Below are 24,900 nucleotides of genomic sequence, written 5' to 3' on the forward strand. Positions count from 1 at the left end.
CTTCACGTCCAGTTCTCCCGAATTATCCATCCAGCGCCGCTGCATTCACGCCCAGCGAAGCCTTGATGAGGGCAACATCCGCAACGTTCTGGCTGGGGAGCATGGATTCAAAGGCCATGAGTGCCGGATAAGATGGATCTCGCAGGAACACATGCTCCACCCGCCCGTTCAGCAGGCGCACCCAATAAAGCACCCTGCCCCATGGGCCTTCCGTCATGCCAATGCCTTCTCCATCCTGATAGGACAGGTCAATCCGTCCCCCAGCAGTCAGGCCGAGGCGCGGAGCCAGATCACCCAACATGCGGAGGCTTTCTCCCACCTCATCCACCAGCACGGCGGCGCGATCTTCCACGCTACCTTCCTGCCGACCAGCGGTAAAACGCCATAGCCCATCATACAGGCGCATAGCGCGGCGGCAGTCACTATCGCCACCGCTGGCCCGCGCCACTGGTCCATCCAGCCCCACACGCTCCCACCCGGCGCGGTCCAGCACGCCAACACCGGCAAGGCGGGCGGAAAGCCCAGGGTAGCTCCGCCAAAGGTCTGCCAAGCCGGGATAGATGTCGTCCCCCAGTTCAGTCAGACGTGTGCAGAGGTCTCCCACCTCCGAGGCACTCCGCAGGCTTACGCCGCCCGGAACACAATGGTCCATCAACAGGCGCGACCCGATTACGGGCGCGGCCTCCTTCAGAATCTGCTCACGGAACCACATGCAGCGGGACGCAACCAGAACCGCTCCAGCTTCCCGCGCCAGCGCCGCCAGCGTGTAGAGATGCTGCACACAGCGTTCCAGTTCCAGAAGCACCACGCGCAACTGGCTGACCTCATGCCCGATCTGCTCGCCGCAGGCAGCCTCTATGGCCTGACAGAACGCCACCTGATGCGCTGCCGAGCATCCCGCCGCCACACGTCCACTTAAGCGGCAGGCATCATCCACACGGCTGTTACGCCAGCGCAGCGCCATGCCGCGGTGCGCATAACCTGTAACCGTTTCCGCCGCCGCAATGGTCTCTCCACGCAGGGTCAGGGCAACATGACACGGCGCTTCCATCCTGCCGGTGGCGGGTCCAACACCTGCGGCGAGGCCTTCCACCGCCGTAAAGGCTTCAGATGGCTCAAACGCAATCATGCCCTTATGGCCACCTGCCGGGCCGGGCGTTACTGCGAGGGGTGTGGTGCTGGACCAGACCTCGTGATCCACCAAGGGGCGCACATCGCGCGCCCACATGGCCTCTGCCCCATACAGATCAAACACCATACGCTCGTACAGGCTGGAAACTGCTCTGGCAGGGGACAAAGCCGGGTAGCGCCCGTCTTCCAGCGCCAAAGTTGCGGCCAGCGGCTGGTTGCCGTGGGGCAGAAACAGCACATGCACGTCTGTTCCGTCACACCAGAGCCCGGCAAAAGGCAATTTTGCCTGTTTCAGACCATCAACCAGATCCCGCCATGCGAGTTCCTCCAGCCGGAACCGCCACGGCGTGCCGGTTTCAGCCCCTGCGCGGATATGGGCCACAGGGTCCATCAGAAGGCTCCCAGCATCATGGCCAGCGGCACCAGAAACCCGGTAACCACCAGCACGGAACACGCCACACGGCCTGCAACATCACGGGGCCAGATATCCTGCCCGAAGCCGCCTGCTGGCACAGCCCGCACCACGGCACACAAAATACCCGCCACCGTGAGCACCGTGAACATCCATGACCAGTCACTCATGACGGAAAGCAGCAGCAGGCAGCCCACAAACGGCGCCCCCGGCGGAAAGCAGGCCAAAGCCCGCGCCGCCCATGAGCGTCCGGACCGGCTGCCCCCGGCCAGACACCAGCCACACAGAAACAGAAGTGCGGCCACATCCGCCCGTGCCCCTACGGCAATCAGCGCCAGCGCGGAAGGAAAGGTCCGGAAAAGACGGAGACCGCCATCAGACCGGCCTGCACAGGCTGTCAGCCAGACAGATGCCAACCCCGCCGCGACCAGCGCCGTGTCAAACGCCTCCCCGCCATGCGGGCGCAACCGCATGGACAGCAGCAGGGCCGCACCAGCAAAGGGAAGGAACAGGAAGGTGTCATTTTCCTCGCGCCACGGCTGCCCGAACGGCGTAAGGCCCGCCAGCATGACAATACCGCACGCCATCATCAGCCCTGCCGAGGGAGACGCGCTGGGCAACAGCAGCCCCGCCAACACCAGAAACAGCCCCACCGAGCCTGTCCGCACCAATGCCCAGCCCGCACGCGCCTGCCCCGCCGGACGCCCGAACACAAACACTCCGTAAGCCAGAGACGCCTCAAGAATACCCAACCCCACCACCGGATCAGGCGTGACACAGGCCAACCCGGCCAACGCCGTGGACACATGTGGAAGGCCCCGCAAAAAACGGTCTGCCATATCGCGGCTTTCCAGCACCGTCAGCAACAGGCCAAACGCCAGCATCACACGCCCTGCGCGTTGCACCGGATCATCATCCCATCCGGCGGCCACGGCTCCGGTGGCGGGAAACAGAAATACTGCCAGAGCCAGCACGCAGCCGATGGTCGCCATCCATACGGCAACCTCCCGACTGCGCATTGTTGGCGCGGTCATGACCACAACCGCGCCCAGCAAGGGCCATGCAAAAGCCAGAGCCGCCAGAAAAACAGGAACGGTCATGCTGGGTCATCCTCCGCCTTGGGGGCGGGTTTGTCCGCATCTTCCGTTGTTTCATCAGATGGCAAAGAACGGGGAGAAGGCTCCTGCACGCCTCTTTCTGCCCCAAAGGCCGGCACCGGGTCTGACGGCAACGGTGCGTCACCCCGAAAGCGTTTCTCGACAGGATGACCCTTGCGGTCAGCGTCCTTACGGCCTGACGCCCGCACCACAGCCACACGCGGCATAACACGATGAACATACAGGCCACCCAGCACGCTGATAACGCACCCGGCCAGCGCCGCAACACCAACCACCATCACCTGCTTTTCAATCACCCCTGCAAGCATGATCCCGTTCACGCATGTCAGAAGTCCGGCCCATTGCCAGATCATGGCCTGCCGGTAAGTCACGGCCACCAGCCCTGCCAGCACCACGCACAACCCAGCCGGAAACAGCGGCACGCCAGACCGCGCGCTGGCCAGCAGCAGAACCACCATCAGCCCCAACGCAAAAAACGGCACGGCAGGACCACTGCGTTCCTGCACTCTGTCCTGCTGGTAGTAAGTGAGAAACCAGACCGGCCCAATAGAAAACAGCAGCACAAAAGCGGCTGCGGTTTCCTGTAAGGGAGCCAGACCATCCACCAGCATGGCGGCGGCAATGACGGCCCCAAGCACAGGCAGAAACCCCATACCACGCGCCACCACGCACAGGGCCAGCAACGGGGCCAGAATGGCGGCAAGTGTCACTGCGTGGTTCCTTCCGCGCCAAAGGCAGGGTCCTGCACCTGAATGGCGGCTGTTTTATCCTGTGTTGCCGGTGTTGCAAGGCCCGGATACGCAGCCTGCCACGCCACAAGCCCCAGCAGAAAAACGCAGGCCAGCCTCACCCGCGCGCGGCGCGGTGGTGGCAGGACCATCAGTTGCATAGCCGCCAGCACAAGCGCCGCAATCACCAATTTGAGCAACCATGCGCCACCACCCTGCAGACAGGCCATAAACCAGGGTTCCACTCCTGCATCCGTTGGCAAGGCCAGACAGCCGGACCACGCAACGTCTCCCGCCAGCGTAACCCAGCAAAGCTGCACAAGGTCTTCGGCCAGAAGCCACAGCCCTCTATCCGCACCGGAAAGCGGGCAGATCTGCGCGGCGTCCCCCGATGCTCCGCGCCATGCCGCCGCGCCGAACAGCGCCACGCCCATCAGCACAAAAGGAGCACCAGCGCCTAGCGGAGAAAGCCCCTGCACATGCGCAAGAAAAGCCGACAGATCCTGCCCACCCACCATAACCAGCACTGGCACCAAAGCGGGTAAAAGCAGGCTATCCGCCATGAACGCCATGTAGCCCGACAATGCTGCCTGCCCCCGCAACACCACACGCGGCAAGCACAGCAGGAGGGACGCCCCCACCAGCACAGCACACACCAGCAACAGGCCCGGGGCCGGAAGACCAGAGGGCAGCAGCGCGTAAACCGGCACCATGCCTGCTGCCAGCACGGCCAACGTAAACGCTGCGCGGGTTGAGAGACTGCTCAGGTCATCACCCGGCTCACGAAAGCTGGGGCGCACAAACTGATGCCGGATTTCCTGCCACCGGCCACTTGCCAGATAACGTGTCTGGCCCGCCAGGCGGCCTGCCAGCCGGTCCACCCATCCACTGAAAAGCGGAGCCACCAACACCATAAGGGCAATCTGCGCGCCAACGGTAAGAGCAGACAGAAACATCCAGCCCCAGGAGAGCGTGTGCGGTAAGGAAGCAGGTGTCATTTGCTGGTAAACAGTCCTAAAATCAGGCCTGCCCCCAGAAAAAGCAGGATCAGGACCATGCCCTGCGCCTCGCACCATCCTACCGTTCTGAACAGCATGCTCCGCATGGAACGCCCGGCTGCCGCCGTTTTTTCCACCAGCGGCCACGATACTGGCGTCTGCTTCTCCAGACCAAGAAAGACCAGCAACACAGTCCACAACACGGCGGGGGCTGTCTTGCTGGACGCCATAACACCATCCCCCAGCGCCACCACTGGTCCGGCTTCCTGCCATGCGGCGCGCGCGGCCTGTGGTTGACGGAATGGATAGAACCCCAGCACGCGCCCCACAGTAATGGCCATGCCCACACAGACCAGAAGCGCCAGAACGCAGAACAACGGCGTAAAGCTGATGGTGGTATCCACAAACCACACGCTCAGCAGGGTGCGCCATGAAAAATCACGCGGGGCCGTGCCAACAAACAGATGATCCATCAGGGCCAGCCAGCCGCCCGGCAGCACCGCCACGGCAACCGCTGCTCCTAGCGAGACCCCGGCAGGCAGAAGAAGCAACCCGTATCCATCCGGCGCGGGAGTTTGCTGCGCCACCTGCATTTTCTGGCGGGCAAGAGCAGCCAGCGCCAGCCGTAACAGGCCCAGCACACCCAGCACCATAAGGCCCGCCGCCCCCACCAGCACCAGAATGGTGCAGAGCGCCTGCACGGGCTGAGCCCCCACGGCAGCCAGTTCTCCCGCCATCAGCAAACACCACAGAACGGAAAACCCACCCAGCGGCGGCAGACCAGAAAGCATCAGCACCGCCATACCCAGCAACACACGCCCGGCGGGCGTTGCCGTGGCAAGACTGCGGGAGGAAAAGAATGGTGCGTCTGCATTGGCCTCATCCTCTCCCCGGCACAGCCACAGGAGTGCCAACAAAGCAAGAAAGGGGGCACCAGCGCCCAGCAACGTGGCCGTACGAAACTGTTCCATGCCTTCAAGGTTGGTGCCTAAAGCCAGTGTCAGCAACACCACCAGAGCGCCAAACCCCGCACTGGCCAGTCCGCTGGCCACACGGGCGGCAAGCGGTGCGCGCAAGGCCTGCACACACCCGCCCAGCGCAACGGCCCCTCCGCTCAACAACAGCAAAGTCTGCTGCACGGGGTCCAGAATACCTTCTTCCGCCAGCAGGCGACCAAACAGAAACAGGCCTATCCCCGCAGGCAGCATGGCCTCCGGCCCTTTCTGGGAGGAAACACCCCACCCCAGCAGCAAAACCATCAGGCACAGCAAAAGCGGTGAAAGAGGGCTATCCGCCGGAATACAGGCCGGAATAACGGCAACCGGCAAGCACACACCCTGCCGCCCCCGGTCTGCCAACATGACAAGCGCGGTGCCGGCCAGCAGACCAAACACCAGCGGAGAAAGCGCCAGAAACGCCAGCCCTGTCAGCACGCAGGCCATCCCGCGTCGGCCCCGACTTATCATCCCGCCAGTAAACGCCAGCAGCACCAGCATGGGCAGCGTTGGGCCATCCAGACCAAAAACCGGGCACCAGCTTACGCCGCCTTCAACCCGCAGCGCGGCCCCCACTGTCGCCAGCACACCAATGCCACCCCACAGCGCAGTCAGCATTTCCCCACGCCAGTGAACCGCCTGCCGCAAGGCGCGATCCGGCAGCAACGCCAAAATACCCGCCCCGACAAACAGCACAAACAAACCGCAAAGAAGAAAAGACGTGAGAATGGAACCAGCCCCAACCACAAGAAAACGCCCCACCGCAGGGAAGTGCAGCCTTTACCAGAAAAGCAGCGGATAACACCATGCGTCCAGTTTCATGGCAACGCATGTTCCCCACTCACGCGTCCATTCTGGCAGAGTTTGTACCCAAAACCCTTAGGCTCGCCCTGCGTCAGGCGTCCTGCACGGGCACCATCATCTTTGAAAACCAGACCTTACGCTCGGCAACAGGCAGCGGGCGGGCCGAGTACACATCTTTCACAACCTCCACCAGCCGAAGGCTCCCCAGACCGGGAGAAAGCACCTTGCCCGCAATATCTGAAGCTTGCCCGCGCTGCAGACTGGTGCAGCCCTGCCCCGCTGGCAGAAACAGGGCCTCATCCCGCCGCTCCACATGCAGCATGGCATGGGCCAGCACACGTCGCAGGCTGCCGCGCGTAAACGCAGTCTCCTGCGCAAAGGGCGTGCCCCGCTGGCGCAGGCGGCCACCAAACCAGTTGGGCACAATCAGCACCATGCGTCCGTCATCGCGCAGCACACGGCCCGCCGCCCGCAGAAGGGTGACGGCCTGCTCCTCGTCCTGCAAGGCATGAACAAGCAGAATACGGTCAAAGGCTTCGTCACCAAAGGGCAGGTGTTGGGCATCCACAAGGCATGTCCGCTCCTCCGGCGGCAGTCGCCCACCTTCCTGCTGCAAGGTCATTAAGGCTGACCCGTGCCGCCCCAGCACGGCAGACACACAAAGCGCACCCCGCCCGCGCCATGCGCCCAGATAAGGCTGCGTATATCCAATACCCAGCACCCTCTGCTGCCGCAGATCCGGCCAGAACCACTGTAACCGATCACGCAGCAGGGCCGCGCACACCTCACCCTCATGAGACTGGTAAAACGGGACGACAGTTGCGGGAACACCTGTCGGGGGCATGACATTCTGCATGGACCCTGCCTATCATGATCTGCGTGCCTGATGCCACGCTGCGACTGCCCCCTGCTGCTGGAGAGGAAGAAAACCATCATGACCCTCCTGACCCGAGCCATTCCTGTTCTGTCTGACAATTACACCTGGCTGCTGCGGGATACCGCAACCGGCACCACCGCCGTGGTGGACCCTGGAGAGGCCGCACCTGTTGAAGCCGCGCTGGATGCCGAAGGCGGACGGCTGGATCTTATCCTGCTCACCCATCATCATACGGACCACGTGGGCGGCACGGATGCCCTGCGTGCCCGCTACCATGCGCGGGTAGCTGGGCCCGCCAGTGAACAGCATCGCATGCCCGCACTGGATATCCCCCTCCATGACGATGACAGCATTGCCGTAGGGGACACCCGTGGTCAGGTTATTGCCGTTCCGGGCCATACCAAGGGGCACATAGCCCTGTATTTTCCTGATCCCCCAACGTTGTTCTGTGGGGATACCTTGTTCAGCCTGGGATGCGGACGCCTGTTTGAAGGGACGCCTGAGCAGATGTTCCATAGCCTGCACCGGTTTGACTCCCTGCCCGACAACACTCTGGTCTGCTGCGGGCATGAATATACCCAAAGCAACGCGGCCTTCGCCCGGCATGTAGACCCGGACAACCCCGCTCTGGCGCAACGCGCCGAAGAGGTGGGACGGCTGAGGGCCGCAGAGAAACCCACCATTCCGTCCACACTGGGGCTGGAGCGCGCCACAAACCCATTCCTCCGCGCGCCGGATACCGCCACTTTCGCCCGCCTGCGCCGGGAAAAGGATTCGTTCTAACCCAAACGACGCAGGCCTGATTTCTGTTTCATGAAAAGTCTCTGAAACTGCCCCAACGCCAGACGGGCTGATCACGCTGCGCCTGAAACCACAGGGTTTGGCAGCGCCACCCTCGGCCGAAGCGGCTCGTCACGGAGGCGATGCGTGGGGCGGCTTTTCCTGTTCCTGAGCCTCCATGGCCTTGTGGGCCAAGCCGAACAGCATATCCACGGAAATACCCCCCAGTTGCACCTGCCCCTCCCTTACCGGCAGCGGCACCATGAGGGGACCATCCGGCGTTCCCTGTTTCTGCTCGACGTGATCCGAAACGCGGTTGAGAAACGCTGCCTGCTGCGGGCTGAGAATTCTGTGCTCCGTCAGGTCATTCACAAGCAGCCGCCAGTTTGTAAGGGTCAGCCAGCTTTCTCCCGCTGCCCCGCCTTCTGCGGGCAGAACCAGCTTGGCAGACCAGACCGCCTTGAGCCCACGCCACTGCACCACCACATGCTGCACAAGCAGATTGGGCTCAAAGGGAAGTGGCCCTCCCACCTTGGAGGGCACCTCCGCCACCAGAGAGGACGGTGGGCGCGCCACGGTACCAGCCAGCGCCTGCCAGAACAGCCCCACATTTTTTGCAGGCCCGGGCACAGCCACCGCAATATCCACAGCGTTCAGCATGTCCGGCCATGGGGCGACCACGGCCTGCCGCGCCTGAAGCGAGACCGCCAGCGCGCTGGATTGCGGCGAGGCTTCCGTGTTCCAGACAACATATCCCGCTATGCCGCGCGCCGTGACAGGATGCTCCATCATGTGCCCTGCCTCTCCCACAAGGCGGGTAAAGTCGGTCTGAAAATCCAGCCGCCCCCGTTGCCGATACCGCAAGGGGAAAGACAGGCGCAAAGGTGCCCCATCCCGCCGCGCCACCACGCGCACTGCCGACTGTATAGGTGTTTTTCGCTCGTCCGGATTTAACGGCGAAGCCGCCTCGGGCGGTGTAACCACACCCCACACCTCTCCCCCTTCCAGCCGAACGTGAACCGAGGCCGGGTGCCATGGAGCCAGTTCCACACTCACGCTGCCTATGGTGCCCACCACGGTTTCAGAAGACGGCAGTTCGCACTGAATACGCACCGGCTCCAGCCTGAGGCGCGCGGAAAATGGCCATCCTGCCGCATGCTGGCGTTGAGACACCAGAGAACATCCCGTTCTGGAGTGAAGAGCCGCCACCCGATGTTTGAGATAGGTAACACCCCCCCACCACAAGGCTGTTTCCAACAGCATGAGCCCGGCCAGACCAGCCGCACCCGCCTGAAGAACACGCCTGCTTACCATCGTCATGCTGCCCTCTGCCTTCCAGACCCTGCCCTTCTGCCTTTCCAGCAGAGTATGGACGCAAGAGTATGATCCGCTCAGTTAGTTCCGTGGTTCAGAAAGAATAGACGGCACCTGACGCAGAGCCATCCCTACCGGCTGGAATGTCTGATCGGGCGCACTCTGGCCGCCCGCCCTGCTCATCGGCAACGGATGTGCCGAGAAAAACCGCTAGAACCGACCCAGCTTACGATATCCCAATTGCAGGGCGAGGCGCTGCATCAGGCGGCGTGGTCTGCTGGCAGGCAATTTTCGAATAACAATGTCACAATACATGTATTCCTGCAGGGCAAAGACCAGCATTTCCCAGCCATATTTCAGCATGAATTCATGAGCAGCCTGAATAACGCCGTATGGGCCGCCTCCGTCTGCCATGATGTAATCATTCAGCACAATCAGGCCCGTATGCGGCTTAAGTTTACGGCTGCACACGTCAAGCTCACGCGCTACAGCCGGATAGGTGTGATCAGCATCCAGATACACCACGTCCAGACTGTTATCGGGCAGGCTTTCCAGCATGGCGGCGCTGTCTCCCGCCAGAACCTCCATCTGCCCCTTTGCAATCTGCGCAGCAAACCGTTTCTGGTAAAAATCCAGATGGGTCTTGTTGGCGAACATATCCGTGGTGGGCTGCCCCCAGACGATGGGCAGTTCATGAATGGTGAACAGATCAAGGGCGTAGAATTTTGAGGGCTGACAAACGTCCAGAATTTTCTTTGAAAAATCGCCCGTCATCACGCCCACCTCCGCAACAACGGCATTGCGTGGCAGAAGCGGCAGAATATCATCCCGATTGGGAACAATGCGCGCATTCCGCAGAAGAAATTCCGGAAGAGGGACTGCGGGTGTCATGCCTGGCATAAAAAACTCTATCTGCGTCTGTGTTCCAAGCGCGTTCTTACCAAAAAGTCATATCCGTTCCAAATAGCAGAAAAACGTGGGGAGAACAGAACAGGGAAATTGGCTGTTTTCAGGGTCATTCCAGCGGTATTTTCATTTTATCCACAAGGCTGCAGCGTTTTCAAAGCGCGTGAGACTCCTGCCTGCGCTTTGAATAGCGCGCTTCACGTCATAATTTCTTCACAATTAAAAATTGCGAAACCTTGTTATTTTACCGTGAATTTCCATAAAAATCTCTATCGTGCGGAAAGTGTTACACGCACTTCTTCATGACAGTTTTGTTTAATGCTCACAGAAAAACGGAAGATCAGCCAAGAAGAACGCAAGAATTCGGCCACCACATCCACAACTTTATCCACAGGACGGACGCAGTTATCCCTCTCCTCCTCACGATTTCGAGAGGTCAGGAAAACTCTTTTTCCAAGGCCCGCCACTCTTTTTCAATCTGAGGCAGCAGCACCTTGCGGCTAGCCGGCCCTATGGGCGCGCCAATCGCGACATGCAGCACCCCGGAACGCTTAAAAAACGCGTTGCGGCCCCAGAACCGGCCGGAATTGGTGGCAACCGGCACAACAGGCAGCCGAGTATGAGTCGCCATGGCCGCAATGCCGGGTTTGAGGGGGACGTGCTCACCGGGGGCCGTGCGTGTGCCTTCGGGGAAAATGATGATCTGCTTGCCTTTCTGCACCGCGGTATCAGTCTCCCGCAGCAGAATACGCAGCGCCCGTGCGCCATCTGCCCGTTCTATCGGCATCATGCCCGTCAGGATCAACATGGGGCCAAGCAGCGGAATCCGGCGCAATTCCCCTTTCATCACATAGGAGGGCGCTGGCACCAGCAGCATCCAGATCAGCGTATCAAAAGCGGACTGATGCTGGGACGCAATCAGCAGGGGACCATTGGTTGCCAGATGCTCCTGCCCTGTAATCCGCACCTCTACGCCGCAGATGGTCTGGAACAGGCTCAGCACCAGCCGGGACCACAGCTTGGCGAAGGGTAGCGCCAGCCCGTGGGCAAACCAGCGCACCGGAAACGCCCCCACCCCCATAACCAGCGTGAGCAGAAACGCCAGGACATTGAACAGGATAGAACGAAACACCGCCATAACCGCGCCAGACCACCACATTTTCAGCTTCAGACTGCCCTGTGGAGACCAGAAAAGCGCCAATCTTGCAAGCCGCAGCACAGCTTTAACCACCAACATGTTGGTTATATCTGGCCTGAGCAGGAGCCAGCCTGTATAGAAAGCCACCATATTCTCTTGGACGAACAGGACAGACATGAGCGACTACAAGGTAAAAGACCTCTCTCTGGCAGACTGGGGCCGTAAGGAAATCTCCATTGCAGAAGGCGAAATGCCGGGCCTGATGGCTCTGCGTGAAGAATACGGCAAAAGCCAGCCGCTGAAGGGCGCACGCATTGCTGGCTGTCTGCACATGACCATTCAGACCGCCGTGCTGATTGAAACGCTGGTGGCGCTGGGTGCAACCGTGCGCTGGTCTTCCTGCAACATTTTCTCCACGCAGGATCACGCTGCGGCTGCCATTGCTGCTGCCGGTATTCCCGTCTTTGCCTGGAAAGGGCTGAACGAGGAAGAATTCTGGTGGTGCATTGAACAGACCGTGAAGGGACCGGACGGCTGGACCCCCAACATGATTCTGGATGATGGCGGTGATCTGACCGTGCTGATGCACGACAAGTATCCCGATCTGCTGGCCAACGTGAAAGGCCTGTCTGAAGAAACCACAACAGGTGTGCATCGCCTGTGGGAAATGCAGAAAAAAGGCACGCTGAAGGTTCCGGCCATCAACGTGAATGACAGCGTTACCAAATCCAAGTTTGATAACCTGTACGGCTGCCGTGAAAGCCTTGTTGACGCCATCCGCCGTGGCACGGACGTGATGATGGCAGGCAAGGTTGCCGTGGTTGCCGGTTATGGTGACGTAGGCAAAGGCTCTGCTGCTTCCCTGCGCAACGCAGGCTGCCGCGTGCTGGTGACGGAAGCTGACCCGATCTGCGCCCTTCAGGCCGCCATGGAAGGCTATGAAGTTGTGACCATGGAAGATGCCGCCCCCCGTGGCGATATCTTTGTGACCGCAACCGGCAACGTGGACGTGATTACCGTTGACCACATGCGCGCCATGAAAAACCGCGCCATTGTGTGCAACATTGGCCACTTCGATTCTGAAATTCAGATCGAAGCCCTGCGCAACTTCAAGTGGGACAACGTGAAGCCGCAGGTGGACGAAGTTGTGTTCCCTGACGGCAAGCGCCTGATTGTTCTTTCCGAAGGGCGTCTGGTGAACCTTGGCAACGCCACGGGCCACCCCTCCTTCGTGATGTCCGCTTCCTTCACCAACCAGACGCTGGCCCAGATCGAACTCTGGACGGCTCCGGCAGGCAAATATGAAGCGAAGGTTTACACCCTGCCGAAGAAGCTGGACGAAAAAGTGGCTGCCCTGCATCTGGCAAAGGTTGGCGCGCAGCTGACCAAACTGTCCCAGACCCAGGCAGACTACATTGGCGTGCCGGTAACCGGCCCGTTCAAGCACGAAGAATATCGCTACTAAAAACGGTTCGGCGGCCTTTGCTTTCCAGCAAGGGCTGCCCTCCCCTTTTCGGTCTGGGCCGCCGCCTGCCAGACCACGCCTGCGGGCCCGCCCTGTCGAAACGGTTTGTTTCTTATGGAAACACCTTTCGTCCGCAGCCTCTTTCTTTTTCAAAAACTCAAAGTGGCTTTGACCTCACCAGAAAACATCGTGGATCTCGCGCGCCAGCGAGTTCTCTTTGATACTGGCTTTAAATAATGTCATGGTAATTTCATAGATTTCAGCATGAAAAGACGTCAGAAACACGGCGGTCTCTTTCTCTTTTTGAAATGAATTTGATTAACTAAAGTTAATTTTTGCTTTTCCTCAAGCACTCTATGCAACCTTTACCCCTGTTGTATGCTTGCATGCGTGTCTGGACAGGGTTTCAAGCGGCTGTTTCTCACAGCACAGCCTGTCCACTATTGCAGAAGGAAACATTAGCATGAGCATTTTCGGCTCCATTCTTTCCTCCATTTTCCACCACGCCAAGGCTGCCACCCCTGACAGCACCACCGGCGCCACTGCCGCAGCCTCCGCCGCCACCCCTGCTGGCGCACCGGCTGAAGCTGCTGCCAGCGCCACCCCGCCGGCTGGCGCACCTGTCAACATTGACGCCGTTCTGAGCGACATGGCTGCCAAAAATGGCCAGAACCTCAACTGGAAAGAGTCTATTGTTGATCTGCTGAAGCTCCTCGGGCTGGACAGCTCTCTGGACTCTCGCAAGAAGCTGGCTGGTGAACTGGGCTACACGGGTGACACCAATGATTCCGCCACCATGAATGTGTGGCTGATCAAGGAAGTGCGCCAGAAGCTGGTTGAAAACGGCGGCAAGGTTCCTGCTGGCCTGTAATCCAGCCCAGACCACACTGGCTCTCCCGTTGTCATGGCGGGAAGTCTGACGTGGCCCTGATATGAAAAAAGCGTGCCGGGTTCGTCCCGCACGCTTTTTTTCTGTCTGACGTTTCGGCCTTATCTGGCCAGCTTTGTCTGGCGCTTCTAGCTGAAGGCTTCCCCCGTCAGACCACTCCTCTCCTCCTCACCAGCCAGCCTCTCCGGCTGGTAAGCAGGCTCTACCCCACAGAGTTCTTCCGGGCAGATCAGACGCTTTCCGCCACCCAGTTTTTCTTCTTGGTGGCCTGACCAATACCGGGGTTAAAGCAGTTGCAGGGGTCCAGACTGCGATAATGCGCCACCATGTCATCTGGTGCCTTGTACAGATGCCCTACGTTATGCTCGGCAGGGTAACGGGCGCCACGCTGATCCAGCCCCGGCAGCATGCTGTGCTCAACGGCTACCGCGTTGTACCCCTTCTTCACCACGTAATCCTGATGCATCACATGGCAGAGGAAGTGACCGTAATAGAGTTTGACGATCAGCTTATCTTCAATTTCGGCAGGCAGGGTCTCGAACCATTCACGGTCATTCCGCCGCAGTGCCACATCCAGCGCCACAATGTCTTCCGCATCCCTATGATGCACGGCGCGATACCGCACCGCCGCCCCAGCCGCCGCAAAGCGATGCAGGAACGCACGCGTGCCTTCATCTGGCGTACATTCAAAGAACTCGCCCGTTACTTTTGCAAAATACTCGGTCAGGTAAGCACGCATCTTGGGTGTGAGGGATTCCGTCACCTTGAGCATCAGATGATGTTCAAACCGATCCCGGTAATCCAGCATCCGGTCAGGCAACTGGCTAGGGATCAGCACACTCAGCGCCTGCATGATCCGATCACTCAGGTTTTCAGGTAGAAACCCGAACTGTTTGGTGAAGATATCAAACCGGGATTTCATGGCGAACATCTTCGGCAGAAAACTGGTGCCAAATTTGCGAATGACAAAGAACGTGTCCTTGCCATACTGTTCCGCAATATTGAACGCATCGCGATGGATGTATTCCCCCGCAATCGGCAGTTCATCAAATGCTGTCAGCACATGGCGGCGCAAGTCTTCCAGTTCGTCCGTGCTGTTCGTGCCGATATAGAAAACGGAAGAATTCTTGTTGGCCGGAAAAGTATCCAGCCGCACAGCAAACACCACCAGTTTGCCTGCGCAGCCTGCGGCTTCATACCACCGGCCCGGATCAGCATTGTAACGGGCGGGCGTATCCGCATCCACTTCCCGCACATGGGTGACGTAATTGCCATCGTGCCCACGGCCTGCATTCCAGTCGATATCCGCTTCGCTGAACGTGCCGTTCTGCAACTTGGTCAGAATGGTTTCCGGGTCATTCCCCAACTGGATGCCCAGATGGTTGACAAGGCGAAGCACCCCATCATCCCCAACCTGACCGAACACAGCCATTTCCGTATAGGCAGGCCCGCGTTGAACAAGCGCCCCACCGGAATTGTTGCTCACCCCACCAAGCACAGACGCCCCAATACAGGACGACCCGATAACCGAGTGCGGCTCCCGCCCGATCGGCGTCAGTTTGTTTTCGAGTTCATACAATGTGGCACCCGGCAGGCAGACAACCTGCTTGCCCTCACCAATCAGATGAATCCCCGTCAATCGCAGGGTGCTGATAAGCACAATCTCGCGGTCATAATCATTACCATCCGGCGTGGAACCACCCGTCAGCCCGGTGTTGGCGGCCTGCATGATGATAATCTTGCCGGAAGCCACGCAAGCCTGCGCCACCTTCCACAATTCAACCAGCGTTCCCGGTTGCACAACCGCCAGAACGTTCCCTGCCCCAAAACGAAAGCCATGCCGGAAACGGTATGTTTCGGCTTCACCCGTCAAGACATGGTGATGGCCGACAATGGTTTTCAGGCTGGCCAGCAACGCCTGGTCACTCGGAAGCTGTGTGGTTGTCATGTTCAGGGGATCTCCACGTTCTGCTGATGCCACTTGGTTTTTGTTATAACGTTTTTTTGATACGGCACCATCTTCATCTCGGGATGCCTGCTAGGCATTCCCTCATCCCATGATGGCGGCACCGGGCATACCCCACGCTTAATGCACCACTGCTACAAAAGTTTTGACTGAACAGTGCTTAAGCCCATCATCATGGCCCAAAAGCGGCTTTGTGCGCCACATATCATCACCCTTTTACACCCGGACGATGCGTTACGGCTTTTGCATCCGCAGTATTCACGTTCATCACTTCCGGCATATCGGATGTATCCACCACCACCACAGCAGCCCCTGCCAGCGGCGAGGCCACCCGATCCTTGCGCAACAAGGCACGGAAACGAATATCAACCGTCGCCATACGCTCATATTCCGCGTCAATCAGGCCATGTTTATCAATGAACACGTTCAGGGATGCCGGGATACGAATACACCCTTCAGACGCCACATGCCCTAACCTGCTTTCCAGATACACAGGGTCGGTCGCGTGCATCTCCAGACGGATCTGCCCTTTTTCACGCGATGGAAGCCAGCCTTTTTCGGCCCACTGCCAGCCAAAATCCCACACCCGCATGCCTTTGATGCCGTTGCCCATAATGCCGTTGGCGTTTTTGGTACCCAGTGCGCGGTAGCCCAGAATATCCGCTGTGTTCACGAACACACCAGTTGGGGTGATGTAATAGAATTTTCGGCCTGTAGTGCCGGTAGAGACTTTGGTGCTGCCGATCACCTGCCAGTCTGAACTGTGAGGAAGCGCCAGCATCAGGCACAAGCGCTGCACGGCAGGATTACGGTCCACAATGACCAGCACCTGCGGGCGATCAAGCGGATAAGAGGCAAGCTCCAGTTGTTTCTGGGCCAGCGCAATCCATGCTTCCTTACGCACCGTTGGCACTTTCAAAGCCACAGGCACTTCATGTCGGAAATCATGATTCAGGCGTGTTGCTTCTTCCCGTGCTTCGTCTTCGCTCAGAACAGGAAGGGGAGGAAGATCAATCGGCAAAGGCGCTTCTACCGGCGGAGGCAGTGCTGGTGAGGGAGCACCTTCCTGATCCGCCTGAGCTGGCTGGCCCTTTTCCTTATCAGGTGTTGGGCTTGCTACGGGTACGTCCTGCTGTGCAGTAGCCCACCCGGTAGCCGGAGCAAGGAGCAAACTGCCCGCCAGCAAAAACAGTGTCGGACAGTTTACGCCTTGCATGCCACGTCTCTCCTGTCATTCATGCCAGAAGATTATGGCATTCCTTCCAGAAAGAAGGAAATCGTCAAATATTCAGAGACCGACCATCGGCCCCCAGAGCAGCTTCCTTCACTGCTTCGCTCAGTGTCGGGTGCGCGTGGCAGACACGGCCGATGTCTTCAGCAGAAGCACCAAATTCAATGGCCATGGTGGCTTCAGCAATCAGTTCACCAGCACACGGGCCAATAATGTGCACGCCCAACACACGATCGGTCTTCTTGCAGGCCAGAACCTTCACAAAGCCGTCCGTCATGCCCAGTGCGCGGGCACGACCATTTGCCATGAAGGGGAATTTACCGATTTTGTATTCGGTACCCTTTTCCTTCAACTGCTCTTCCGTAAAGCCGACGGAAGCTACTTCCGGCCATGTGTAGATCACGCCAGGGATGGCATCATAATTCACATGCCCAGCCTGCCCGGCCAGCAGTTCGGCCAAAGCCACGCCTTCTTCCTCGGCCTTATGCGCCAGCATAGGGCCAGCAATCACATCGCCAATGGCGTAAATGCCCGGAACATTGGTGGCGTAATGGGCATCAACAACAATACGGCCCCGTTTATCCAGTTCAATACCGGCTTCTTCCAGACCCATGTTCTTGCTGGCGGCCGTGCGGCCCACAGCAACCAGAACCACATCGGCTTCCAGCGTTTCAGCCTGACCACCGGCAGAGGGTTCAACCGTCAGCACAACACCGCTTTTGGTTTTTTCAGCCTTGGTGACCTTATGGCCCAGCTTCATTTTGAAGCCCTGCTTTACAAGCAGTTTCTGGAACTGGGTGGCCACTTCATTATCCGTGCCCGGCACCAGCCGATCAAGGAATTCAACGACTGTCACGTCAGCACCCAGACGGCTCCAGACGCTGCCCAGTTCAAGGCCGATCACCCCGCCACCAATCACCACCAGCCGCTTGGGCACGGATGACAGTTCCAGCGCGCCGGTGGAGGTGACAATCACCTTCTCATCAATTTCAATACCCGGCAGGTTTGCACTATCACTGCCCGAAGCAACGATGATGTGCTTGGCCGTAACAGGCTTGCCGTCCACCGTAATGCGGCCGGTGCCTTCAACCTTGCCGTGGCCCTTCAGCCATGTGATGCCGTTTTTCTTGAAGAGGTATTCAACCCCTTTCACGTTGGCGCCAACAATATCTGCCTTGCGGGCCTGCATCTTGGCCAGATCCAGCTTCACGCTGTCAATCACCACCCCATGGGCAGCAAAATCATGGCCTGCGGCATGGAAGTTTTCAGAAGACTGCAACAGCGCCTTGGAGGGAATACACCCTACGTTCAGGCAGGTGCCGCCCAGTGTGGCGCGTTTTTCAACACAGGCCACCTTGAAGCCAAGCTGTGCGGCGCGAATGGCGCCGACATACCCGCCGGGGCCAGCACCAATCACAATCACATCGTAATCGGTTTGCGTGGGCGCATCAGCAGCGGGTGCGGCAGCCTTGGGAGCCTGTTTGGGGGCTTCCGCCGGTTTGGCATCGCTTTTCGCGGCAGATTTGGCAGCCGCCGGTTTTGCAGAAGCCGTGTTGCCAGCAGCGCCTTTTTCCAGCGTCGCCAGAACCGCGCCAACATCCACTTCATCCCCTTCGGCTACGGCATGGCTTTCCAGCCGTCCGTCTGCCGGAGCGGGCACTTCAACGCTGACTTTATCTGTTTCAAGCTCAACAATCGGCTCATCCGCCTTGACCGCATCACCAGGCTGCTTCAGCCATTTCCCCACCGTGGCGGTTGTGACACTTTCTCCCAGGGAAGGAACCTTGATCTCAATCGGCATGAATTTCGTCTCGCTTAGCGTTCAGGGTCAGATGAAAAAAGAACAGGCCGGACATCATACCCGGCCCGTTCCGCGTAATCAGGCGTCAATCAGAAGACGACGCGGATCTTCCACATTCTGCTTGATACGCACCAGGAAGCTGACCGCTTCCTTACCATCCACAATCCGATGGTCATAAGACAGAGCAATATACATCATGGGGCGGATAACGACCTGCCCGTTTACTGCCACCGGACGTTCCTGAATGGAGTGCATGCCCAGAATACCGGACTGCGGTGCATTCAGAATGGGGGTGGACAGCAGGGAGCCGTAAATACCGCCATTGGTGATGGAGAAGGTGCCGCCTGCCAGATCATCAATCTTCAGCGTGCCTTCCCGTGCAGCCTTGCCAAAGCCTGCAATGGTTTTTTCAATCTGGGCGTAGCTCAGCTTGTCCGCATCGCGGATAACCGGAACCACCAGCCCGTTCGGGCCACCCACGGCAATGCCCAGGTTCACAAAATCACGGTAAATAACATCATCACCGTCAATTTCGGCGTTAATAGCCGGGAACTCTTTCAGGGCGGCAATCACAGCGCGGGAGAAAATGGACATATAGCCCAGCTTCACCCCATGCTTCTTTACAAAAGCATCCTGATATTCAGCGCGCATCTGCATGGCGTTGGAAAGATCAACCTCGTTGAAGGTTGTCAGGATAGCAGCCGTGTTCTGTGCATCTTTCAGGCGGCGGGCAATGGTGCGGCGCAGACGTGTCATTTTCACACGTTCTTCACGCGGGTCATCATTACGCGGCGGCTTGGGGGCAGCTTTCTGCTGCGCAACCGGCGGCTGGGACAGGAAGCCCAGAACGTCACCCTTGGTAATACGGCCATTCAGACCCGTGCCAGAGCCAACCTGCTCAGCGCTCAGGCTGTTTTCCGCCATCAGCTTGCGGGCAGCAGGAAGTGCCGCAGCGGCATCAACTTCCGGAGCGGCCTTTGCAGGAGCCGGAGCGGCTGCCGGAGCAGAGGCAGCAGGAGCAGCCTTCTTTTCAGCAGGTTTTTCAGCCGGTGCGCTCTTGGCGGCTGCCTTCGGTGCACCTGCGCCGGGTTCAAGCGTGGTCAGCAGGGCGCCCACTTCCACTTCATCCCCTTCCTTGGCCACTTCCGCGCCAAGAACCCCGGCCTGTGGTGCAGACACCTCAACACTCACCTTGTCGGTTTCAAGCTCAACAATCGGTTCATCCGCCGCAACGGTATCGCCAGCTTTTTTCAGCCATTTGGCGATTGTTGCAGTTGTTACGCTCTCACCAAGTGTCGGCACCTTGATTTCGACTGACATCCTCTATCCCCATTTCCTTCAAACAGACACCAGCAGGGTCTTTTCTGTTCCCACCCTTACTGGCTTGTTCATGCCCGCCCTCACCGGGGCGGGCGGCCTTCCCAGACGGTGTGTTTCAGTCCGTTTTCTTCAAACCCAGGGCCCTTTCAACCAGATCAGCCTGCTCTGCGGCATAAATGCGCGCAAGCCCCGTTGCCGGGCTGGCTGCTGCGGCACGGCCCACATATTGCGGGCGGCCAGCCTGATGTTTTGCCGCAACCAGTGCCTTTTCAATCCGACGGTCTGCAAAATGCCAGGCCCCACCATTTTCCGTTTCTTCCTGGCACCAGATGATCTGGGCTTTCGGGTAGCGTTTCAGCTCTTCAGCCAGCGCGCTTTCCGGGAACGGATAGAGCTGTTCAAGCCGGATAATGGCAACGTTTTTCAGTTCTTTTTCACGGCGTTCGGCCAGCAGATCATAATAGACCTTGCCCGAGCAGATCACCACGCGATCAATATCTGCATCCGGGCCCAGCGCATCAATCTCACCCAGAACCGGCTGGAAGCGCGTGCCGGGGCCGAAATCGGACAGTTCAGACACAGCAAGTTTGTGACGCAGCAGAGATTTCGGCTCCATCAGGATCAACGGCTTGCGGTAATCCAGCTTCAACTGGCGGCGCAGGGCATGGAAGTAATTGGCAGGCGTGGTGATATTGCAGACAAACATGTTGTCTTCTGCACAAAGCTGCAAATACCGTTCCAGACGGGCGGAAGAATGTTCCGGCCCCTGCCCTTCGTATCCATGCGGCAGCAGCATGACCAGACCGGACATCCGCAGCCACTTGGTTTCACCCGAGGCAATGAACTGATCGATAATCACCTGTGCGCAGTTGGCAAAATCACCAAACTGGGCTTCCCACAGCACCAGCGTTTTGGGGTTGCGCAGGGAATACCCATACTCAAAGCCCAGAACACCATATTCTGAAAGGAAGGAGTTCCAGATTTCAATTTTCGCCTGATCATCCTGAATATGATTCAGCGGCGTGTATTGAGACTGGTTGGTCTGATCAATCAGGGTTGCGTGACGCTGGCTGAACGTGCCGCGCTGGCAGTCTTCCCCAGAAAGACGAACACGATGGTTTTCCAGCAGCAGCGAGCCAAAGCCCATTGCTTCACCAGTTGCCCAGTCAAACCCTTCACCCGTGTCAAACATCTTGGCCTTGGCCTTGAGCTGACGGGCGATCTTGGAGTTCAGATCAAAATCATCCGGAACCTTGGAGATAGCAGCGCCAATTTTACGCAGCTTATCAAGCGCCATGCCGGTTTCCGGATAAGCGGCTTCAACCTTGCCCGTGGTGGGCGCAATCAGACCGGACCAGCCACCTTCAAGCCAGTCCGCCTTGTTCACCTTGTAGGACTGCGCGGCTTTGTAGTCTTCATCCAGCTTGTTGAAGAAGGCATCCCACTGGGCCTGCACTTCATCCTGAGAAACTACCCCAGCAGCCACCAGCTTTTTGGAATACAGGGTGTGCGGGGTTTCGTGTGCCGCAATGGCCTTGTACATCACCGGCTGGGTGAAGGCAGGTTCATCCGTTTCGTTATGCCCGTGGCGGCGATAGCAGACGATATCCAGAATGATGTCACTGGCAAAAGCCTGCCGGTAATCCTGCGCCAGACGGGAGACGTAAATCACCGCCTCGGCATCGTCACCGTTCACATGCAGCACCGGGGCTTCAATGGATTTAGCAACATCCGTGCCATAAATGCCGGAATGTCCATTTTCAGGGTTGGTGGTGAACCCAACCTGATTGTTGACCACCATATGGATGGTGCCGCCTGTGCGGTATCCCTTAAGCTGGGACATGGAGAGGGTTTCATACACCACGCCCTGCCCGGCAAAGGCAGCATCACCGTGAATGATGATCCCCATATGGCCAGACCGGTTTTCCGTATCTCCGGCATCATCCTGAATGGCGCGCACCTTGCCGCATACCACAGGATCAACCGCTTCAAGATGAGACGGATTAGGCTGCAGGGCGATATGAACGGAATGACCACCCACTTCCACATCAGTGGAAGAGCCAAGATGGTATTTCACGTCACCAGAGCCAGCAACATCGTCCGGCTTGAAAGACCCACCGGCAAATTCATTGAAAATGGCAACGTAGGGTTTACGCACCACGTTCACCAACGTGTTCAGACGCCCACGATGTGCCATCCCGATGGTGACCGAGGAGACACCCTGCGCGGCGGCCTGATCAATAATGGCATGCAGGGACGGAATGGAGATTTCTCCACCTTCCAGCCCGAAACGCTTGGCGCCCACGTACCGCTTCTGGCAGAAGGTTTCAAACCCTTCTGCTTCCGTCAGGTTTTTCAGAATGGCTTTCTGCTCATCCACCGTCACGCTGGATTGCCAGTTATCGCCTTCAAGCCGCTTACGCAGCCATTCGCGCTGTTCATGGTTGCGGGCATACATGTATTCCGCACCAATGCTGTGGCAATAGACCCCCCGCAGGGCGTCCACAACGTCGCTCACCTTGGCGGAAGGACCGTCCAGCAGCGGAGAAAGCAGAGAACCGATATAAACGTCGCGGCCCAGATCTTTTTCAGCAAATCCGTATGTTTCCGGGTCCAGCTCTTCCCGTGCTGTCGGCTCTTTCAGCCCCAACGGGTCCAGCTTGGCTTCAAGGTGACCATATTCACGGAACGCACGCACCAGACGGGCAATGGCCAGACTGTCTTCAGCGGCCAGCCCACCAGCGGCAGCACCTTTGGCGCCTTTTGCCGGAGCAGGCTTTTCCTCACCCGTGATGATGGAAGGCCGTGGTGCCCATGATGCGCCAACGGCGTCCTTCAGAACGGCGGCTTCTTCATCTTCCAGAGAACCAAAAAGCGTATCAAAGGATGGATCAACGCTTTTGTGGTCTTTTGCCCACCGGGCATACAGATCTGCCAGATAAGCGATATTTGCGCCATTCAGCGCTGTGACAAGCACATCTGAAGCCGCCATGTCAGACTCCTCCCTGCTGCCGGCCAACCCTGTGCTGGCAGCCAGTTGTTGTGTCATTCCCGAACAAAACGCGGAACATTGTTTTTTTCATCCCACACCTGTGTGCAGGATGCCCTGCCTTCCCCTGTCCGGGCAGAAAGGAAGATGGCGCGCTACCTGTGGGTATCGGTTCGTTTCCCATTCCTGCCCTCACATTCGTTTTTCTTCGGCTGGAGGTCTCTCTCCGCCAGCCGCACTGTGATTTTGCTAGACCGCGCCTGCGGCAGGAACAAGAGAGCCGGCTGTCACGCTCTAGAGAGCCGATGCGCCGCCTGTGCTGCCTTGGCACCCTGCTCCAGCCAGCTTTCACTACTCATCTCAGCAAGACGTGATGCCGTACGGGCAAAGGCATCCGCTCCTTCCCCCGTTGTGAACAACTGGTCCGGGGTAGCGGCAGCCGAGGCAAAAAGCAGATTTCCGTTGTCGTACAAGGCGTCAATCAACGTTATGAAGCGGCGGGCAAGGTTGGCTTCGTCCTGTCCCATTTTGGGAATGTCATCTATGACCAGTACCGTGAACTGTTTCGCCAGGGCCAGATAGTCATTCGGGCCGCGTGGTTTTCCACACAAAGAGTTGAAATCAAAGCGCGCCACCGGGCCTGCCGCCTGATCGACCTCAAACGTGCGGCCACTGAACTCCAGCGTGACAGGTTTGGGCTGCTCGCCCTCCGCATAGCGGGCAAAAATCTCGCCCAGTCGGGCTTTTGCCTGTGCATCGGCAGGCACGATCCATGTCTCGCGGTCCTGCTGGCGACCACGCCGGTAATCCCGTGGCGAATCAAGCTCCACGGTGTCCAGCTCACGCTTGATGATGGCGATAAAGGGCTTGAACGCATCAGCACCCGGGCGGTTCTGAAACAACTCACCCGGTTCCGTGTTGGACGTGGCAACAATCACCACACCATCGGCAAACAGAGCCTCGAACAGACGCCCCAGAATCATGGCGTCAGCAATGTCATTCACCTGAAATTCGTCAAAGCACAAAAGATGAGCACGGGCGGCAAGCGCCTTGGCCAGCGGCGGGATGGGGTCCGTCATACCCGGGTTAGCGGCTTTAAGGTCGTGCAGCTTCTGGTGCACATCCTGCATGAAACGCAGAAAATGGATGCGTTCCTTCAGTTTGACCGGCGCGCAACTGTAGAACAGGTCCATCACCATGGTTTTGCCTCGGCCAACCCGGCCCACAATATACAGCCCGCGTGGGCGCTGGGGCGGTGGCGGCGGCTTGATACGGCGCGCAAGCCCGGCCAGCAGCCCCTTGGGCGGGGGCGGCGGAGGCTGCATGGTGCTCAGCTCATGCCACAACTGGTCCAGCCGCTTGATAACGCGGGCCTGATCCGGATCGCTCTTCAGTTCACCCGCAGCGATACGCTGCTGATAAACCGCCAGAGGCCCCTGCCCTGACAAAGCCGAGGCCTTATTCATGCTCATATCGTTCATACCTTACGCCGATAGCTGGGGGGCGGACTGCTCCGCAAGAGCGTAAGGCTCTCCTAACCGTGTCGTGACAGACTCTGCCCGTTCTGATGCAGTCTAGCCTGTTATTTTCACAAAAGCAGGAGTGCATCATTGTGACCGACTGGAATGCCTATCGCGCCCATCTGGGCCAGAGCGTAAAAGTGCTGGCAAAGCTTTCTCCCAACACGCTGGAAGGCTTGCAGAAGCTGGAAACGGTTGCACCAGAACACAAACATCTGGACGACAAGACGCGGGAACTGATCTCACTTGCCGTGGCTGTAACAACCCGGTGTGACGGCTGCATTGCCGTCCATACGGTTGCGGCCAAAAAAGCCGGTGCCAGCAAGGAAGAAATTGCCGAGGCGCTGGGCGTAGCCGTGGCCCTGAACGCCGGAGCGGCCCTTGTCTATTCCAGCCGTGCGCTGGATGCGTTTGACACTGTGAAAGACTAAGCCACGAAAGACTAAGCCGCTGCCTGCTTTCAGAAAGCCTTCTGGTTTTCAGAAAAAGCAGGCCATTCCGCCCACCTCCTTGCGCCC

At 58.6% G+C, this 24,900-nt stretch carries 19 protein-coding genes; 4 read left to right on the forward strand and 15 right to left on the reverse strand.

Annotation, left to right across the window (positions count from 1 at the left end; translation table 11 throughout):
* Positions 1 to 22 precede the first annotated feature (22 nt).
* From ASN_RS01345 to ASN_RS01370, 6 genes are all read right to left on the reverse strand, one after another.
* Complete coding sequence (locus tag ASN_RS01345; protein WP_058986987.1) at positions 23 to 1,522, reverse strand: hydrogenase large subunit; 1,500 nt, start codon at positions 1,520 to 1,522, stop codon at positions 23 to 25.
* Positions 1,522 to 2,643: a hypothetical protein gene (locus ASN_RS01350; protein ID WP_058986988.1), complete on the reverse strand. Its 1,122-nt coding sequence runs from the start codon at positions 2,641 to 2,643 to the stop codon at positions 1,522 to 1,524. The genes ASN_RS01345 and ASN_RS01350 overlap by 1 nt, the downstream gene beginning before the upstream one ends.
* Entirely contained in the window at positions 2,640 to 3,371 is a 732-nt protein-coding gene (locus tag ASN_RS01355; protein WP_058986989.1) for a hypothetical protein, read from the reverse strand. The genes ASN_RS01350 and ASN_RS01355 overlap by 4 nt, the downstream gene beginning before the upstream one ends.
* The gene (locus tag ASN_RS01360) at positions 3,368 to 4,387 is read right to left on the reverse strand and encodes a hypothetical protein (protein ID WP_058986990.1); all 1,020 of its coding nucleotides are present in this window, start codon (positions 4,385 to 4,387) and stop codon (positions 3,368 to 3,370) included. Before ASN_RS01360 ends, ASN_RS01355 begins: the two co-directional genes overlap by 4 nt.
* On the reverse strand, positions 4,384 to 6,144 hold the full coding sequence (locus ASN_RS01365; RefSeq protein ID WP_058986991.1) for a hypothetical protein: 1,761 nt from the start codon (positions 6,142 to 6,144) through the stop codon (positions 4,384 to 4,386). The genes ASN_RS01360 and ASN_RS01365 overlap by 4 nt, the downstream gene beginning before the upstream one ends.
* 133 nt (positions 6,145 to 6,277) lie before the next feature.
* Complete coding sequence (locus ASN_RS01370) at positions 6,278 to 7,042, reverse strand: class I SAM-dependent methyltransferase (protein WP_006560097.1); 765 nt, start codon at positions 7,040 to 7,042, stop codon at positions 6,278 to 6,280.
* A 78-nt stretch (positions 7,043 to 7,120) separates the two neighbouring features.
* On the opposite strand from ASN_RS01370, the gene gloB reads away from it, so the two are divergent.
* Entirely contained in the window at positions 7,121 to 7,846 is a 726-nt protein-coding gene (gene gloB / locus ASN_RS01375; RefSeq protein ID WP_058986992.1) for a hydroxyacylglutathione hydrolase, read from the forward strand.
* A gap of 129 nt (positions 7,847 to 7,975) precedes the next feature.
* Here gloB and ASN_RS01380 read toward each other — a convergent pair whose 3' ends face one another.
* The 3 genes from ASN_RS01380 to ASN_RS01390 all read right to left on the reverse strand — a co-directional run bounded on the left by ASN_RS01380 (position 7,976) and on the right by ASN_RS01390 (position 11,201).
* Positions 7,976 to 9,163 carry a DUF2125 domain-containing protein gene (locus tag ASN_RS01380; RefSeq protein WP_058986993.1) on the reverse strand — a complete coding sequence of 396 codons (1,188 nt, stop codon included), beginning with the start codon at positions 9,161 to 9,163 and terminating at the stop codon, positions 7,976 to 7,978.
* A 204-nt stretch (positions 9,164 to 9,367) separates the two neighbouring features.
* The gene (locus ASN_RS01385) at positions 9,368 to 10,048 is read right to left on the reverse strand and encodes a class I SAM-dependent methyltransferase (RefSeq protein WP_167541275.1); all 681 of its coding nucleotides are present in this window, start codon (positions 10,046 to 10,048) and stop codon (positions 9,368 to 9,370) included.
* A 451-nt stretch (positions 10,049 to 10,499) separates the two neighbouring features.
* On the reverse strand, positions 10,500 to 11,201 hold the full coding sequence (locus ASN_RS01390) for a lysophospholipid acyltransferase family protein (protein ID WP_058989044.1): 702 nt from the start codon (positions 11,199 to 11,201) through the stop codon (positions 10,500 to 10,502).
* Positions 11,202 to 11,376: 175 nt separating this feature from the next.
* Here ASN_RS01390 and ahcY point away from each other — a divergent pair, with 175 nt between their 5' ends.
* Together ahcY and ASN_RS01400 are read left to right on the forward strand one after the other, a co-directional pair.
* A complete protein-coding gene (gene ahcY / locus ASN_RS01395; protein ID WP_058986995.1) occupies positions 11,377 to 12,666 on the forward strand; it encodes an adenosylhomocysteinase in 1,290 nt (429 codons plus the stop codon).
* A gap of 463 nt (positions 12,667 to 13,129) precedes the next feature.
* Positions 13,130 to 13,537, forward strand: coding sequence for a DUF3597 domain-containing protein (locus tag ASN_RS01400; RefSeq protein ID WP_006558582.1), 408 nt, complete (start codon positions 13,130 to 13,132; stop codon positions 13,535 to 13,537).
* A gap of 247 nt (positions 13,538 to 13,784) precedes the next feature.
* Here the strand turns inward: ASN_RS01400 and dld are convergent, their stop codons facing one another.
* The 6 genes from dld to zapE form a co-directional block, all read right to left on the reverse strand.
* Positions 13,785 to 15,503 carry a D-lactate dehydrogenase gene (dld, locus tag ASN_RS01405; RefSeq protein ID WP_058986996.1) on the reverse strand — a complete coding sequence of 573 codons (1,719 nt, stop codon included), beginning with the start codon at positions 15,501 to 15,503 and terminating at the stop codon, positions 13,785 to 13,787.
* Positions 15,504 to 15,729: 226 nt separating this feature from the next.
* Positions 15,730 to 16,737 carry a L,D-transpeptidase gene (locus tag ASN_RS01410; protein WP_058986997.1) on the reverse strand — a complete coding sequence of 336 codons (1,008 nt, stop codon included), beginning with the start codon at positions 16,735 to 16,737 and terminating at the stop codon, positions 15,730 to 15,732.
* Between the two features lie 64 nt (positions 16,738 to 16,801).
* Complete coding sequence (gene lpdA, locus ASN_RS01415; protein ID WP_006558579.1) at positions 16,802 to 18,553, reverse strand: dihydrolipoyl dehydrogenase; 1,752 nt, start codon at positions 18,551 to 18,553, stop codon at positions 16,802 to 16,804.
* A 78-nt stretch (positions 18,554 to 18,631) separates the two neighbouring features.
* A complete protein-coding gene (odhB, locus tag ASN_RS01420; RefSeq protein ID WP_006558578.1) occupies positions 18,632 to 19,873 on the reverse strand; it encodes a 2-oxoglutarate dehydrogenase complex dihydrolipoyllysine-residue succinyltransferase in 1,242 nt (413 codons plus the stop codon).
* A gap of 115 nt (positions 19,874 to 19,988) precedes the next feature.
* Positions 19,989 to 22,865 carry a 2-oxoglutarate dehydrogenase E1 component gene (locus ASN_RS01425; protein WP_058989045.1) on the reverse strand — a complete coding sequence of 959 codons (2,877 nt, stop codon included), beginning with the start codon at positions 22,863 to 22,865 and terminating at the stop codon, positions 19,989 to 19,991.
* Between the two features lie 284 nt (positions 22,866 to 23,149).
* Positions 23,150 to 24,343, reverse strand: coding sequence for a cell division protein ZapE (gene zapE / locus ASN_RS01430; RefSeq protein WP_006558576.1), 1,194 nt, complete (start codon positions 24,341 to 24,343; stop codon positions 23,150 to 23,152).
* Between the two features lie 131 nt (positions 24,344 to 24,474).
* On the opposite strand from zapE, the gene ASN_RS01435 reads away from it, so the two are divergent.
* Complete coding sequence (locus tag ASN_RS01435) at positions 24,475 to 24,813, forward strand: carboxymuconolactone decarboxylase family protein (protein WP_058989046.1); 339 nt, start codon at positions 24,475 to 24,477, stop codon at positions 24,811 to 24,813.
* The last annotated feature ends 87 nt before the right edge of the window (positions 24,814 to 24,900 follow it).

Source organism: Acetobacter senegalensis, assembly GCF_001499615.1.
Taxonomy (GTDB): Bacteria; Pseudomonadota; Alphaproteobacteria; order Acetobacterales; family Acetobacteraceae; genus Acetobacter; species Acetobacter senegalensis.

Excerpts from the sequence above, each read along its gene's own strand:
- ASN_RS01345 (WP_058986987.1), bottom strand. The coding sequence starts at position 1,522 with ATGGACCCTGTGGCCCATATCCGCGCAGGGGCTGAAACCGGCACGCCG.
- ASN_RS01350 (WP_058986988.1), bottom strand. The coding sequence starts at position 2,643 with ATGACCGTTCCTGTTTTTCTGGCGGCTCTGGCTTTTGCATGGCCCTTG.
- ASN_RS01360 (WP_058986990.1), bottom strand. The coding sequence starts at position 4,387 with ATGACACCTGCTTCCTTACCGCACACGCTCTCCTGGGGCTGGATGTTT.
- ASN_RS01370 (WP_006560097.1), bottom strand. The coding sequence starts at position 7,042 with ATGCAGAATGTCATGCCCCCGACAGGTGTTCCCGCAACTGTCGTCCCG.
- gloB (WP_058986992.1), top strand. The coding sequence starts at position 7,121 with ATGACCCTCCTGACCCGAGCCATTCCTGTTCTGTCTGACAATTACACC.
- ASN_RS01380 (WP_058986993.1), bottom strand. The coding sequence starts at position 9,163 with ATGACGATGGTAAGCAGGCGTGTTCTTCAGGCGGGTGCGGCTGGTCTG.
- ASN_RS01385 (WP_167541275.1), bottom strand. The coding sequence starts at position 10,048 with ATGACACCCGCAGTCCCTCTTCCGGAATTTCTTCTGCGGAATGCGCGC.
- ASN_RS01390 (WP_058989044.1), bottom strand. The coding sequence starts at position 11,201 with ATGGCGGTGTTTCGTTCTATCCTGTTCAATGTCCTGGCGTTTCTGCTC.
- ahcY (WP_058986995.1), top strand. The coding sequence starts at position 11,377 with ATGAGCGACTACAAGGTAAAAGACCTCTCTCTGGCAGACTGGGGCCGT.
- ASN_RS01400 (WP_006558582.1), top strand. The coding sequence starts at position 13,130 with ATGAGCATTTTCGGCTCCATTCTTTCCTCCATTTTCCACCACGCCAAG.
- dld (WP_058986996.1), bottom strand. The coding sequence starts at position 15,503 with ATGACAACCACACAGCTTCCGAGTGACCAGGCGTTGCTGGCCAGCCTG.
- ASN_RS01410 (WP_058986997.1), bottom strand. The coding sequence starts at position 16,737 with ATGCAAGGCGTAAACTGTCCGACACTGTTTTTGCTGGCGGGCAGTTTG.
- lpdA (WP_006558579.1), bottom strand. The coding sequence starts at position 18,553 with ATGCCGATTGAGATCAAGGTTCCTTCCCTGGGAGAAAGTGTCACAACC.
- odhB (WP_006558578.1), bottom strand. The coding sequence starts at position 19,873 with ATGTCAGTCGAAATCAAGGTGCCGACACTTGGTGAGAGCGTAACAACT.
- ASN_RS01425 (WP_058989045.1), bottom strand. The coding sequence starts at position 22,865 with ATGGCGGCTTCAGATGTGCTTGTCACAGCGCTGAATGGCGCAAATATC.
- zapE (WP_006558576.1), bottom strand. The coding sequence starts at position 24,343 with ATGAACGATATGAGCATGAATAAGGCCTCGGCTTTGTCAGGGCAGGGG.